The organism is Actinomycetota bacterium, assembly GCA_035540895.1.
Classification (GTDB): domain Bacteria; phylum Actinomycetota; class JAICYB01; order JAICYB01; family JAICYB01; genus DATLFR01.
On sequence record DATLFR010000010.1, the window covers coordinates 1 to 14,258 of the forward strand.

Genomic DNA, 14,258 nt, shown 5'->3' on the forward strand with positions numbered 1-14,258 from the left:
CCCGAGGAGACCCCGGCCCCCCCGGCGTCGAAGCGGTCCACGCAGGGGTGCCCCGAGGGGTTCTCCGGGAACCACGGACAGCACGTCTCCTCCGCCCCGAAGGACGGGACCTCCAGGTCCGAGGCGGCTCGCAGCGACTGCGGGAAGCCGGTCCGCCCCGAGCGCGAGAGCACGGAGGGCGACGAGGAACTGACGACTGCCGAGCGCGGCCCGAAGCCCGGACACGGGCAGGGAGCCGGCCGGGGTCAGGGGTCCGGTCGCGGTGAGGGGTCCGGTCGCGGGCAGGGACGCGGGCGCTAGGCCCGGGCGCGTCCGGACCCGTCGGCCACGTCGGGACGTCCGTCCACCCCGATACGGACCGGCACCCGCGCGGTGACGATGCTGTGGTCCGGCATCACGCCGATCCGTAGGATCATCGACTCGCGTCCGGCCGCCGAGGGCGACGTGAACACGAAGTTGCCCAGCGAGTAGGCGACGACCGCCCCCTTCATCCGGACGACCGGCTGGAGGCGGTGCGGGTGGTGCCCCACGATCACGTCGGCGCCCGCGTCCACGAGCGTGCGGGCGAGCCCGACCTGGACCGGGTTCGGCGCGGTGTGGGTCTCGGTCCCCCAGTGCACGACGACCACCGTCACGTCCGACGCCCGCTCCGCCTCCCGGACCGACGCCACGAGACGCGCCTCGTCGTACGCGCTCGCCACGCCGGGGAGCCGGTCGGTGGCGGCGAAGTTGTGCGGGAGCACCCGCGTCGCGGCGACGAACCCGAACCGGATGCCCCTGCGCTCGATGTAGACGGGCTCCCACGCGCTCTCGATGTCCTCTCCGCCGCCGACCGCCTCGATGCGGTTGTCACGCAGGTGGCGGAGGGTGTCCGAGAAGGCGTCGCGTCCGAAGTCGACGGCGTGGTTGTTCCCCAGCGACGCGATATCCACCCCGGCCCGGCGCATCGCGCCCAGCGAGGAGGGACGACCGCGGAAGGTGAACTCCTTCGGCTCGGGGGCGCCGCGCTCCGAGATGGTGCATTCGAGGTTCACGAGGGCGATGTCCGCGGCCGCGAGCACGGGGGCGACCCCCGTCCAGAGGTGGTCGGGTCCGCGCGCGGCGATCGTGTCCAGCAGTCGGCCGCCCAGGTTGACGTCTCCCACCGCCGCGAGCTCCACCGCGTCCGCCGGTAGGTCGTCCATGAAGGGCTCGGGCCCGTCCTCGGGCACGCGTCCGGGCGTCGGCTTCGGGGTGGGGGCGAGATCGAGGGAGACCGCGACCGGCTGGACGCCGGTCTCGGTCCGGGCCGTGGGAGCCCCCGTGCCCCCGCTCGTGATCCCGAGCAGCGAGCAGAAGAAGCTGAACGCCAACGCGACGCCGATCCGCACCCGTCCCCCTTCTCAGCCTTGCAGGTGATGGTAGACCCGCTCGGCGACGAGCAGTGCGAACAAGGTACCCGCACCCGCCGCCACGTAGGACCACCGGACCACGCGCCCGTCCCGCGCCGAGGTTCGCTCGAGCAGGGCGACCGCCGTGACGGCGAGGGTGAGCCCGGCCGACAGGAAGATGGCCAGGTGCAGCAGCCCTTCGAAGAGTCCTACTCCGTGGTCCACCTACCCCTTCACCGCCCCTAGACGGACGTGGGCTCCCTCCCAGGCGGGGTCGGGGGCCGGGTGGTCCAGCCGGTGGTGCACACCGCGGCTCTCGGTCCGTATCCGGGCCGCCCGGCACACGATGGAGGAGGTCAGCGCGGCCAGCGCGAAGGCGCGCGAGGACCCTTCGGCCAGCGATCCGACGGCCTCGGCTGTCTCCCGGAGCGAGGCGTCCGTCCGGGAGAGACCGGCTCCGGCCCACATCGCGGCGCGTAGCTCGTCCCAGGGCTCCCCCCCTTCGGGCACCGGGTCGACCCCGGCGGGGGGGCCGGGCACGCCGGGCGGGGCCTCCCGAGCGAGGGCGATCGCCGCCCGACGTCCGAAGACGACCGCCTCGGTCAGGGAGTTGCCGGCCATCCGGTTGGCGCCGTGCACGCCGGTACCCGCGCACTCCCCCGCCGCGTAGAGGCCGTCGAGCGACGTCCGCCCCCACAGGTCGGTGGCCACCCCTCCCAGGAGGTAGTGGGCGGCGGGGGTGACCGGCACCGGCTCCCGGACCGGGTCGAACCCGGCCCGGCGTACGGCGGCCACGACGTTCGGGAAGCGCCGCTCGAGGCGGTCGGCCCCCACCGGCCTCATGTCCAGGACGGCCGGTCCGGCGGCGGCTATCGCGCGCGCCACGACGTCGCGGGGCGCGAGGTCGCGGTCCGGATGGACGCCGTCCATGAGCGGCCACCCGTCCGGACCGAGCAGGGTCGCGCCGTCGCCCCGGAGCGCCTCCGTGAGCAGGGCCCGCTGGGTGCCGTCTCCGACGCCGAGCGCGGTCGGGTGGAACTGGACGAACTCCAGGTCGGTGGTCGCCGCTCCGGCTTCCGCGGCCAGCGCTATCCCGTCTCCGGTGGACAGGTCCTCGTTCGTGGTGGACGCGTAGAGGGCGCCGCACCCCCCGGTCGCGAGCAGGACCCCGCGCGATCGGATCGCCAAGGGCCCCTCCGGAGTGGACACCACGGCTCCCACGCAACGGCCGTCGAGGACGCTCAACGAGACCGCGCCGCCCGTCACCCGGGTGGCCCGACGACGGGCGTGTGGGACGAGCGCCCGCATGAGCTCCCGCCCGGTGGCGTCGGCCGCGTGAACGGACCTGTGCACCGACTGTCCGCCCTCCCGGTGCAGGTCGAGGGCGCCCTCGGGGGTTCGGTCGAACTCGCACCCCAGGCCCATCAGCGCCTCGAGCGCGGAGGGGGCCTCCGAGACGAGGACCTCGACCGCGGCCGGGTGGCACGCCCCGGCGCCCGCGCGCAGGGTGTCCTGCGCGTGGAGCTCGGGGGAGTCGTCGGGTCCGACGGCGACGGCCATGCCGCCCTGAGCCAGGGGAGACGAGCCCGACCGCCTAGCCGTCCCCTTGTCCACCACGACGACCTCCCAGTCGTCGGGCAGGTGGAGCACGGCGAACAGTCCGGCGAGTCCGCCGCCGATCACGAGGGCGTCCGTCTGCATACCTCAGCCTCGCACAGGCCCTCCACGCGTCGAGGACCCACCGCACCACGGGGGCCCGCCGCGGCCGGATGGCTCGTGCGACCTCGAGCCGCGTAGGCTCTGCGGGTCCGCAGACGTCCGAGGGGGCGGGGCATGACGTCGAGAGCCGTCCTGATCACGGGCTGCTCGACCGGGATCGGTCGGGCCACGGCCGAGCGCATGGCGCGCAACGGGTGGACCGTCTACGCGTCCGCCCGCCGTCTCGAGACGATCTCCGACCTCCGGGGGTGCCGCACCCTCGCCCTCGACGTCTGCGACGAGGGGTCGATGCGCGCGGCCGTCGAGCAGGTCGAGCGGGAGCAGGGCGCCGTCGGGGTGCTGGTGAACAACGCGGGGTACGCCCAGGACGCAGCCTTCGAGTCCGTGCCGATGGACGAGGTCAGACGGCAGTTCGAGACGAACGTGTTCGGGCTCGTCCGGCTCACGCAGCTCGTCCTCCCCGGGATGCGGCGTCAGCGCTGGGGCCGGGTGATCAACGTCTCGAGCATGGGGGGCCGCCTCACGCTGCCCGGGGCCGCGTACTACCACGCCACGAAGCACGCCGTGGAGGCCCTCTCGGACGCCCTCCGCTACGAGGTCGCTCCGTTCGGCGTCCGCGTTTCGGTGATCGAGCCCGGGCTCATCAAGACCGCCTTCGGACGGACGGCCGCGGCCGCGGTGCAGGGCGTGGATCAGACCGACGACCCGTACGCCGCGTTCAACCAGGGCGTGGCCGCGATGCTGATGCGGGCGTACGAGGGCCCGCTGTCGGTCTTCGCGTCCGGTCCGGGCTCCACCGCCCGCGCGATCGAGCACGCGGCGAGCTCGAGGCTCCCCAGGACCCGCTACCGGGTCACGCTGGGAGCCCGGTCGCTGCTCATGACCCGCCGGCTCCTCCCCGACCGCGCGTGGGACACGCTCCTCAAGCTCGTCTACCCGACCCCCCGGCCGTGACGGAGGCCTCCTGGATCCTGCTCGCCGCGGCGGCGGCCTGCGCGGGGTTGGACTGGATAGCCGTGGCCAGGCGCGACGAGCGCCTCGAGTACGTGTTCAAGCCGCTCGCGCTGGTCGCGCTGGTCGGGGTCGCTGCGACCCTGGAGCCGGTCCATGCCGACCAGCGGCGGTGGTTCGTCGTCGCGCTCCTGCTCTCACTGGGCGGCGACGTGTTCCTGATGCTCCCCGACCGCTTCCTCCCGGGGCTCGCCGCTTTCCTCGGGGCGCACCTCGCCTACGTGGCGGGACTGCTCCCCCACACCGGCTCGTTCCCCCAGGCCTGGTCGGGCGCCCTGGGCGTGGCGGCGATCGCGGCCTTCATGACCTGGCTCGTCCTGCCGGGGGTGCGCGCGCGGTCGAGGACGCTCGTCCTGCCCGTGGTCGGGTACGTGGTGGTGATCTCGCTGATGGTGGCCTCCGCCGGCGCGACCCTCAACCCGGTGGCGGCGGCCGGGGCCCTCGCCTTCTTCGCGTCCGACGGGCTCATCGCCTACACGCGGTTCGTCCACCCTCAGCCGTGGGCTCCCGTGACGATCATGGTCACGTACCACCTCGGCCAGGCCCTGCTCGTGCTCTCCCTCGCCTACGGCTGGACCTAGGAGCAGGGAGAGGCCGACAACCCGCGAATACGTACGGCAGGGGAAGCACCGAGGGCGAAAGGGGCTAACGATGCGCATCGTCACGTTCATGGCCGCGCTGCTCGTCACGCTGGGGGCCGGGCCGGCCGCACTCGCGCACCACGACCCGACTCACGGCGTCGCGCCGCACACCGTCGGGGACCGTCCGACCGCGATCCACCCGGTCGGCGTCGGCACCCCGCACCCCTACCCCGCCGAGGAGGAGCTGTCCTACGAGATCCGGGTGCCCGGGGTCGATTCGCTCTCCCTGCACTTCGAGAGGTACGAGGTGGAGGGGTTCTACGACCACTTCGCCGGCGAGTGCTGGGGCGGGTCGATCACCATCTCGGACGCTTCCTCCGGGATCGTCCTGGAGCAGATCTGCGGCACGTACGTCGTGGGTCAGGACCGGCACCTGCACGGGAACGACTTCTGGACCGCCGACCTCGCGACCGACCACGTCCAGCTCACGTTCTCGACGGGCTCCCCGTGGCGCGAGCAGTACGGGTTCGACATCTACGAGGTCGCCTCGAACGGCGCGCGGCCCGTGGCCTCGCTCCCCTACTCGTCGCAGGTGAGCGGGTCGGTCAACCCGCAGGTCCAGTACGCGGTCGACCCGTTCGACCCGGCCTCGAGCACCGCATCCGCTCAGCTGGGGGCCGGCGCGGGCTACGGGGATACCTCGTTCGCGTTCGACGTCTCGCTCGAGCACGGCCGCTACTACGACTGCAGCCTCTACTGCATGGAGCGTGAGGGGTCCCGGGCCCGGGCCGGGGCGGGCTTCACCGCCGGCGGCCAGAGCCTCGACCTCGGCGGGCAGCTCGCCCTCCCGCGCGACCCGGAAGGTCCGGGGGGGTACGGGGCGCCGGAACCGAGCGGCCGGTGCGCGCGCAACGGGGACGCCTGCCTGTGATGCGGCGGCTGTCCGTCGCGGCCCTGGTGGCCCTCCTCGTGACAGGCGGTACCGCGGGCACCGCGCGCGCGCAGGAGGCGGGCGCGCCGCTGCCCTGGTGGCAGGGGCGTCCCGTCCCGACGATGCGGGCGCTGCACACGGTCCACTTCCACGACGCCCAGACCGGCTGGGCCGGGGCGGACGACGGGATCGTCTACCGCACGCAGGACGGGGGCAGGACCTGGGAGGCCCGCCACACCGGGTTGTTCCACCCGGTGACGATCATGGACTGGATCGACGGCGAACGCGGCTGGGCGGGCTCGGTCGATAGCGGGATAGCCACCACGAGCGACGGCGGGCGGACCTGGAGGCTGCTCGCGGAAGGGGATATGGCCGGGTGGTTCCTGGACATGAACTTCGTCGACCACCTCGAGGGGTACGCGTCCGGCCGCTCTCCCATCTTCTTCGGCTACGCCGCGCGGACCGTCGACGGCGGCGAGACGTGGGACGGCATCACCGTGCAGCACGAGAACATCGCCCGGATCCAGGAGAGCGTGCACAAGAGGGTGCAGGTCTCGAGCGACCGGGCAACGCTCTGGCTGTTGACCTGGCTGTGGGTGGACGGCGACGGCGTGTCGATCAGCCGGGACGGCGGGGAGACGTGGCGATTCGTGTCCATCCCGTCCGCCGGAGGGCTCTCGGACCTGGCGTTCGCGACCGACGAGGTCGGCGTGGCCGTGGGTCGCCTGGGCGATATCCACCGCACGACCGACGGTGGGGAGACCTGGCTGCAGGCGGTCTCGCCACCCGTCCCCGGCCTGCGCGACGTGGAGTTCGTCGACGCCACGCGCGGGTGGGCGGTAGGTGACGCGGGGACGGTCCTGGCGACCGTGGACGGCGGCCTGACCTGGGCCCCCGAGACCGCTGGTACCTCGTCCAACCTGTCGGACGGGGCGTTCCTCCCGGGGGGCGCCGGGTGGACCGCGGGTCCGGCCGGCGAGGTCCGTCACCGGGCTCCCACGACCACGACGGGCGACCTGGTCGACGCGGTCGGGGTCCCCACGGGGGAGCCGAGGCCGCCGATCGTGGTCGCGGGGGACGAGGACTTCGACTCCCCGCTCTCCGGGGTCCGATCCGGCTCCGGGACGGCGGAGGACCCCTATGTGATCGAGGGCTGGGACGTGGTCCCGGTCGGGGCCGACGGCATCACCATCGCCGGGACGACCGCCCACGTGGTGATCAGAGGCAACCGCGTGCACGACGCGCCGGGGAACGCGGCCGCCATCCGGCTGGTCGACGCGGCGAACGTGACCGTGGAGGGCAACGTGATCGATCGCACCGCCCAGGGGGTGGCCGCGGCCGGGGGCGGCCCGCTGCGCATCGCCTCGAACTCGATCTCCCGCACGAGCAGCGACGGCGTGGAGGTGAACCTCACGAGCGGCGTCACCATCGAGGCCAACTCGATCCTGCGGGCGGGCGCGAACGGGATCGAGACCTCATCCGTCCGGGAGCCGCGTGTCACCTCGAACGAGGTGCGCGCGGCGAGGCTGGCCGGGGTCAGGGTGTCCGGGGGTCCGGACGCGGTCGTCCGGGGGAACCGCGTCGAGGACGCCCAGGACGGCGTGTCCGGGGTGGGCGTCGACCGCGCCGGGGTGCGGGACAACACGGTCTCGCTGGCCGGGCGCCACGGGATCTCCGTGCAGGCCTCCGCGCAGACCTCCGTGGCGGACAACCACCTGGCCCGCAGCGGGCAGGCCGAGATCCTCGTCGGCCAGGGCGCCGTGGAGGTCACCGTGGAAGGCAACTCGATCAAGCCGCGGCAGGACGGGGTCCGCCTCAGCCAGGACACCCGCACGGTCGTGCGCGACAACACCATCGAGGGCGGCTCCCACCGGGCGATCTCGGCAGCACGGTCTACGCAGCCGCTGATCGCGAACAACACCGTCAACGGGTCCATCACGGCCATCCGGCTCGACACGGGGACGATCGGGGGCCGGGTGCTCGAGAACGTCACCACGACGCGGCTGTGGGGGATCTCGGTCGAGGACGGCTCGCACGCCAACCTGGTCGAGGCGAACACGGTGAACTCCTCGTCCACCGAATCGATCTCCTCCACCATCCACTTCGGGCTGAACGTGTCAGGCGCGTCGCACGACAACGTCCTGCGGGGGAACCTGGTCTCGGCGGCCTGGAACGGGATCGAGGTCTGGGGCGGCTCCCTGCGGACCCGCATCGAGTCCAACGAGGTGAACGCCACCTTCTTCGACGGTATCCGCATCGAACAGGGCGCGACGGACACGGTCGTCAGCGGCAACACGGTCACCGCCCTCCGCGACGCGATCAGGATCTGGGGGCTGAGCGACCGGAGCCGCGTCGTCTCCAACGTGGTGCTCCAGGCCGGCGAGTCGGCGGTGTCGATCCTCTCCTCCAGCGACCTCGTCGTCTCCGACAACGAGATCCGGGGCGCGGCGGTCGGGTTCGTCTCCGAGGGCACCTGCGTCTACGACCTCAGCCGGTGCGACTCGGCCCGGAACGAGCTCAGTTCGAACTCCTTCGCCGGGATCACCGGGACGGCGGTGAGGCTGAGCGTCCCGGAGCATTGGGCGGGCCGCACCACCGGCCTGCGCGTGATCGACAACTCGTTCTCCGGGCCGGGTGACGCCGTAGAGGCGACCGACGCGGTCGGGCTGGTGATGAGCGGCAACAACCTCGCCGTCTCCGGGGCCGGGCTGAGGGCGAACGGCTCGGACGTGGACGCACGCGGCAACTGGTGGGGGGCCGCCAACGGACCGTCCGGCATCGGCCCGGGGTCCGGTGCCGCGATCGCCGTGACCGGGCTGGGGAGCGTGCTCTTCGACCCGTGGCTCGTGGAGCCGAACCCGTCGGCCGGGTGAGGCTGGCTCCCTAGGGAGCCAGCGCCGCACGCAGGAACGCGACCAGCTCCTGAGGCGGCGGCTCCCGGCCGTCCATCAACACCCGGCGGACGGACGACTCGGTCAGGTGGCCGACGATGGCCGAGTACACCGTGAGCAGGGCTGCGCGGGGGTCCTGGCGCCGGACCTCCCCCGCCTCCATCGCCGCCTCGAGCCAGGCGACCGCCGCGTCGACGAGCGGACGCAGGGCCTCGGCGACGATATCGGACAACGGGGGCCCGGCCCTCGCCACCTCGCGGATCAGCGCCACCACCTCCGGACGGGAGGAGGCCAGGTCGTGGACCGCGCCGACGATGTTCGTGAGCCGGTCGAGCCCCCCCGGGTCGTCCTCGCGCAGGGACCCGTCCAGCGTCTCGAACACCTCGCCGGCGGCGTGCAGGGAGGCGGCGGCGAACAGGTCCTCCTTCGACGGGAAGTGGTAGAGGAGACTCTGCTTGCGGATACCCGCTCCCTGAGCCACGTCGTCGAGGCTCGTCGCCGCGTAGCCGCGCTCGCCGAAGGCACGCAGCGCCTCGGCCACCACCCGCTGCTTCGTCTGCTCCCCCGAGGTTCGTGGCATTGGACACCCCCGCGTCGGACCCGGATAATCTACCGGATGGTAGACATCCCGAACGGACTGGCCGGCTCCCGCATCCTCGTGACGGGGTCCACCGGCTTCCTGGGCACGGCGCTCGTCGCCAAGATCCTGCGCTCGGTCCCCCAGGTGGAGGAGGTCCTGCTCCTCGTACGGTCCAAGCCGGGAGCCCCGGCTGCGGACCGGGTCCGCCGCCGTGTCCTCGGCAACAACGCCTTCGCGGACCTTCGCTCCCGCGACGACTGGGAGGCGTTGTCCTCCAAGGTCCGCACCCTCGACGGTGACCTGCGCAGCGACGGCCTGGAGCTCGGCGACGACGACCGGGCCTCCCTGGGCCAGGTCGACCTCGTCGTCCACTCGGCGGCCTCGGTCGCGTTCGACGCCCCCATCGACGAGGCGTTCGACACGAACCTCCTCGGCTCCCTGCGGCTCATCGACGCGCTCATCGACGCGGGCGCGGCCCCTCGCCGCCACATCCACGTCTCCACCGCCTACGTGGCTGGGCTCACGAAGGGAACCGTGCCCGAGGGGCCGTGGACGGACACGCCCGGACGCCCGCGCGTCGACTGGCGGGCCGAGCTGGCCGCGGCTCGGACCGCCCGCGAGCGGACCGAGGCCGACTCCCGAACGCCCGAGCTCCTGAAGCGCTTCCACGCGAAGGCGAAGCGCGACCTCGGCCCGGCGGGAGCGCCCAGCGTGGGAGCGCGCGCCGAGCAGCTCCGGCGCGACTGGGTGAGCGACCGGTTGATCGAGCTGGGACGGGCGCGCGGTCAGGCGCTCGGCTGGCCCGACGCCTACGCGTTCACGAAGGCGTTGACCGAGCTGGCCATCTCGGAGCGGGACCTGCCGTTCCCCGTGACGGTCCTGCGCCCGAGCATCATCGAGTCGGCGCTGCGGGAGCCCTTCCCGGGCTGGATCCGCGGGTTCCGCATGGCCGAGCCGATCTTCCTGATGTACGGGCGCGGTGCGCTGACCGAGTTCCCCGGGATCCCGGACGCGATCGTCGACGTCGTCCCGGTCGATATCGTCGTCAACGCGATCCTGGCCGTGCTGGCCGACCCTGCCCCCCCCGACTTCGTCCACGCCGCCACCGGCTACCGCAACCCGATGCGCTACCGCGACCTCGTGAGGTGGACGCACGACTACTTCCACGAGAACCCCTACCTGGACGAGGACGGACAGCCGATCCTCCCCGAGCTCTGGAGGTTCCCCGGCGCCCGCAAGGTGCACAGCCGCATCCGGTGGGGCCGCCGCGCGCTGGACGCGGCCGCCCGCGTGGTGGAACGGCTCCCAGGCGACGTACTCCAGGAGGCCTCCGACCGGATCGACCTGCGCCGCACCGAGCTCGAGCAGGCGGCCAAGTACGCCCAGCTGTACGGCGCCTACGCCGAGGTGGAGACGGTCTTCGACGACCACAACCTGCTCGCCCTGCACGACGACCTTCCCGCCCCTCAGCGCGACGGATTCCAGATGGACCCGGCGGCGATCGACTGGAGGGTGTACCTGCAGGAGAACCACCTGCCGGAGATCACCCGCAGGCGGGGGACGGTCCGTCGTCGCCCGCGGCGCGCCCCGGTCTCGACCGTGACCCCGGGGGGGCCCGAGGTGCTCGCCGTCTTCGACCTCGAGGGGACGGTCCTGGGCACGAACGTCGTCGACACCTACCTGTGGATCCGCCTCGCCGCCTCTCCCCGGTCCGAGTGGTCGCGGCGGGTCCTCCACCTGGCCCGGCAGGTCCCCGAGCTGGTCGCGACCGACAGACGGGACCGCGGGGAGTTCCTGCGCCGGTTCTACCGCCGCTACGAGGGGGCGTCCGTCGAAGAGATGGCCGCGATCGCCCACGACGCGTTCAACACCTTCCTGCTCCCGCGCAGCTTCCCGGGCGCGTTGCGCCGGGTCCGGGAGCACCGCGACGCCGGACACCGGGTGGTCTTCCTCACCGGCGCCCTGGACTTCACGGTCGAGCCGATGCGTCCCCTGGCGGACATCATCGCCGCCGCCCGGCTCGCCACCGACGGCCGCGGCCGGTACACCGGCGACCTCGTCGAGGTGCCGCTGGCCGGCGACGCCCGGGCCGCCTACCTCCGCCGTCTCGCCGGCGAGATCGGCGCTCACCTCCCAGCCTCCTACGCGTACGGCGACTCGATCTCCGACCTCCCCATGCTCGAGAGCGTCGGCAACCCGGTCGCCGTCAACCCCGACCACCGGCTCGCGAGGATCGCGCGCGACAGGCGCTGGGCCGTGGAGCGATGGGGTCCGGAGCGCAACCTGCCGCGGTTCCCCACCCCGGGTGCGAGCGGCGCCACGTGGGAGCCGGGGGAGCTGGTCCGATGATCGCGCTGACGTTCAGCCGGTCCGTCCCCCGCTACCTGGCCTCCCGGGCGGCCGGACGGGTGGCTCCCGGACTGGTCGCCTCCACCCTCGCCCCGCTGAAGCTCGGACACGTGGACGAGCCGGATCTGCCCGGACCCGGGTGGGCCCGGCTCACGCCGACCCTGGCCGGCATCTGCGGGTCCGACCTCGCCATGGTCCACGGCCACGCCTCTTTCTACTTCGGACCCCTCGTCTCGATGCCGTTCGTCCCCGGGCACGAGGTGGTCGGGGTGCTCGCCGACGACTGCGAGGACCTGCCCGCCGGGACGCGCGTGGTGCTCGAGCCCGTGCTCGCGTGCGCGGCGCGCGGGATCGACCCGCCGTGCGCGGCGTGCGGGTCCGGGCACGTGGGCTCGTGCGAGCGCACCGCGAACGGACACGTCGCCCCCGGCCTGCAGACCGGGTTCTGCGCGGACACCGGCGGCGGATGGGGAGAGGTCCTCGTCGCCCACCGGTCCCAGCTGCACGCGCTCCCCGCCGAGCTGTCCGACGAGGCCGCCGTGCTCGTGGAGCCGCTCGCCTGCGCGGTCCACGCCGTCCTGCGCGCGGGCGTCCTCGAGGGCGACACCGTCCTCGTGACGGGGGCCGGCACGATGGGCCTGCTGACGGTCGCTGCGCTGCGCGACCTGGCTCCCGGGGCGCGGGTGATCGCCGCCGCGAAGCACCCGGTCCAGAAGCGTGAGGCGCGACGGCTGGGCGCCGACGAGGTCTGCGACCCCGCCTCCGCCACCCGACACGTCCGGCTGGCCACCCGCGCGCTCATGCACGAGCCCGAGCGCGGTCAGCCCTGGCTGGCCGGAGGCGCGGACGTCTCCTTCGAGTGCGCGGGGAACCCCGTCGCCCTGGACACCTGCCTCCGCGCGACGCGCGCGCGGGGACGGGTCGTGCTGGTCGGGCTCCCGGGAGCGTCGACGATCGACCTGGCCCCCGTCTGGCACCGGGAGCTCGAGCTGGTGGGCGCGTACACCTACGGACGGGAGACCGGCGGCGCCCACACCTTCGACCTCGCGATCGACCTCGCCCGGCGTATCGACCTGACCCCCCTCGTCTCGGCGCGCTACCCGCTGTCCCGCTACGCCGAGGCGATAGACCACGCGACCGACGCGGGACGGCTCGACTCCGTGAAGGTGGTGTTCGACCTTGCGCGCTAGACCCGGGCTCGTGTACGAGACCGACCGGCGGACCCCCCCGGTCCTGTTCCACTACGGGGAGGGGTTCCGGCTGGAGACCCTGCCGGCCGGCTCCCGCATCGTGTACCCCCCGGAGCCGGTCCCCGCGCTGCGAGACGAGCGCGGAGCGATCGCGCGCGCCCTGGACGAGCCCTTCGAGATGGAACCCCTCCGGGCGCTCCTGCGTCCGGACATGAAGCTCACGATCGCGTTCGACGACATCTCCCTGCCCCTGCCCCAGATGCGTCAGCCGGACATCCGCCAGCTCGTGATCGAACAGGTGGTGCAGCTGGCTGCGGAGGCGGGCGTGGAGGACGTCGAGCTGATCGTCGCGCAGTCCCTGCACCGCAAGATGACTCCGGCCGAGATCCGGCGGGCCGTCGGGGACAGGGTCTTCCGCGCCTTCTGGCCGGAGCGTCTGCGCAACTTCGACGCCGAGGACCCCGACGACCTGGTCTTCGTCGGGACGACCGACCACGGCGAGGAGGTCGAGCTCTGCAAGCGGGCGATGGAGTCGGACCTGCTCGTGTACGTCAACATCAACCTCGTCGCGATGGACGGGGGGCATAAGTCCGTGCCGGTCGGCCTGGGAACCTACCGGTCCCTCCGCCACCACCACAACGTCAAGACGCTCCTCGACTCGAACTCGTACATGGACCCGCGCCACTCCGCCCTGCACCGGTCGACGGAGCGGATGGGTAGGTTCCTCGCCGACAAGCTGAAGATCTTCCACATCGAGACGACCTTGAACAACGAGGCCTTCCCGGCCCCGTACGACTTCCTGTCGAAGCGGGCGTTCGAGTGGTCCTTCCGCGACCAGGCCACCTACCTCGCCCTCTCCTCGGGCCTGAAGCGCATGAAGCCGGCCACGAAGCGCAAGCTCTTCCACTCGATCGAGGCCCCTCACCGGATGACGAGCGTGCAGGCCGGCCAGACGGACGCCGTCCATGCCGAGACGCTGCGCAACGTCCACCGCCAGCAGCTGGTGCCCGTCCAGGGCCAGACGGACATCCTCACGATGGGGATCCCGTACGTCGGCCCCTACAACGTGAACTCGGTCCTGAACCCGATCCTCGTCGTCTGCATGGGCCTGGGTTACTTCTTCAACCTGTACCGGGGAGCGCCGCTGGTCCGGCCGGGGGGCGTCGTCATCCTCGCCCACCCGACCGAGCGCGAGTTCCACCCGACCCACCACCCGTCCTACATCGACTTCTTCGACCGGGTGCTCGCGGAGACGACCGATCCGGCCGAGATCGAGAAGCGGTTCGAGGCCGACTTCGCCTCCGACCCGTGGTACCGACACCTGTACCGCAACTCGTACGCCTACCACGGCGTCCACCCGTTCTACATGTGGTACTGGGCGGCTCACGCGATGGACCACCTGGGCGACGCGATCTTCCTGGGCGGCGATCCCAAGACGGTCCGCAGGCTCGGCTTCCGCAGCGCCTCGACGCTCGACGACGCGCTCGAGATGGCGAAGCAGACGGTGGGCCTGCACCCGTCCATCACCCACCTGCACTGCCCGCCGCTCTTCCTGCCGGAGGTCACGCCCTGAGCGAGCTGCGGCGGATCGCCCGCGGGTACCGCTGGGGTCGTCCGTCCCCCCGCCACCCGGCCC

Annotated in this window: 12 protein-coding genes; 8 read left to right on the top strand and 4 right to left on the bottom strand. The window is 72.9% G+C overall.

Features of this window, described 5'->3' with window-relative positions; translation table 11 throughout:
- A partial coding sequence (locus VM840_00370; GenBank protein HVL80028.1) for a hypothetical protein occupies positions 1-300 on the top strand: 300 nt, incomplete at its 5' end.
- Here the strand turns inward: VM840_00370 and VM840_00375 are convergent.
- The 3 genes from VM840_00375 to nadB are packed head-to-tail and all read right to left on the bottom strand — an operon-like array spanning position 297 to position 3,071.
- Positions 297-1,370 (bottom strand): CapA family protein, encoded by a 1,074-nt coding sequence (locus VM840_00375; GenBank protein HVL80029.1) that lies wholly within the window; start codon positions 1,368-1,370, stop codon positions 297-299. The two genes, VM840_00370 and VM840_00375, sit on opposite strands and share 4 nt — an antisense overlap.
- A 12-nt stretch (positions 1,371-1,382) precedes the next feature.
- Entirely contained in the window at positions 1,383-1,595 is a 213-nt protein-coding gene (locus VM840_00380) for a hypothetical protein (protein ID HVL80030.1), read from the bottom strand.
- On the bottom strand, positions 1,596-3,071 hold the full coding sequence (gene nadB, locus VM840_00385; protein ID HVL80031.1) for an L-aspartate oxidase: 1,476 nt from the start codon (positions 3,069-3,071) through the stop codon (positions 1,596-1,598).
- Between the two features lie 132 nt (positions 3,072-3,203).
- Here nadB and VM840_00390 point away from each other — a divergent pair, with 132 nt between their 5' ends.
- The 4 genes from VM840_00390 to VM840_00405 all read left to right on the top strand — a co-directional run bounded on the left by VM840_00390 (position 3,204) and on the right by VM840_00405 (position 8,485).
- On the top strand, positions 3,204-4,043 hold the full coding sequence (locus tag VM840_00390) for an oxidoreductase (protein ID HVL80032.1): 840 nt from the start codon (positions 3,204-3,206) through the stop codon (positions 4,041-4,043).
- Positions 4,040-4,681, top strand: coding sequence for a lysoplasmalogenase (locus VM840_00395; GenBank protein HVL80033.1), 642 nt, complete (start codon positions 4,040-4,042; stop codon positions 4,679-4,681). Before VM840_00390 ends, VM840_00395 begins: the two co-directional genes overlap by 4 nt.
- Positions 4,682-4,751: 70 nt before the next feature.
- Positions 4,752-5,612 (top strand): hypothetical protein, encoded by an 861-nt coding sequence (locus VM840_00400; GenBank protein ID HVL80034.1) that lies wholly within the window; start codon positions 4,752-4,754, stop codon positions 5,610-5,612.
- Positions 5,612-8,485 carry a right-handed parallel beta-helix repeat-containing protein gene (locus VM840_00405; GenBank protein HVL80035.1) on the top strand — a complete coding sequence of 958 codons (2,874 nt, stop codon included), beginning with the start codon at positions 5,612-5,614 and terminating at the stop codon, positions 8,483-8,485. Before VM840_00400 ends, VM840_00405 begins: the two co-directional genes overlap by 1 nt.
- Positions 8,486-8,495: 10 nt before the next feature.
- On the opposite strand, the gene VM840_00410 is transcribed toward VM840_00405, so the two are convergent.
- On the bottom strand, positions 8,496-9,083 hold the full coding sequence (locus tag VM840_00410; GenBank protein ID HVL80036.1) for a TetR/AcrR family transcriptional regulator: 588 nt from the start codon (positions 9,081-9,083) through the stop codon (positions 8,496-8,498).
- A gap of 36 nt (positions 9,084-9,119) precedes the next feature.
- On the opposite strand from VM840_00410, the gene VM840_00415 reads away from it, so the two are divergent.
- The 3 genes from VM840_00415 to VM840_00425 are packed head-to-tail and all read left to right on the top strand — an operon-like array spanning position 9,120 to position 14,195.
- Positions 9,120-11,432 (top strand): HAD-IB family hydrolase, encoded by a 2,313-nt coding sequence (locus tag VM840_00415; GenBank protein HVL80037.1) that lies wholly within the window; start codon positions 9,120-9,122, stop codon positions 11,430-11,432.
- The gene (locus tag VM840_00420) at positions 11,429-12,622 is read left to right on the top strand and encodes a zinc-binding dehydrogenase (protein ID HVL80038.1); all 1,194 of its coding nucleotides are present in this window, start codon (positions 11,429-11,431) and stop codon (positions 12,620-12,622) included. The genes VM840_00415 and VM840_00420 overlap by 4 nt, the downstream gene beginning before the upstream one ends.
- Positions 12,612-14,195, top strand: a complete 1,584-nt coding sequence (locus VM840_00425) for a lactate racemase domain-containing protein (GenBank protein ID HVL80039.1) — start codon at positions 12,612-12,614, stop codon at positions 14,193-14,195. Before VM840_00420 ends, VM840_00425 begins: the two co-directional genes overlap by 11 nt.
- The last annotated feature ends 63 nt before the right edge of the window (positions 14,196-14,258 follow it).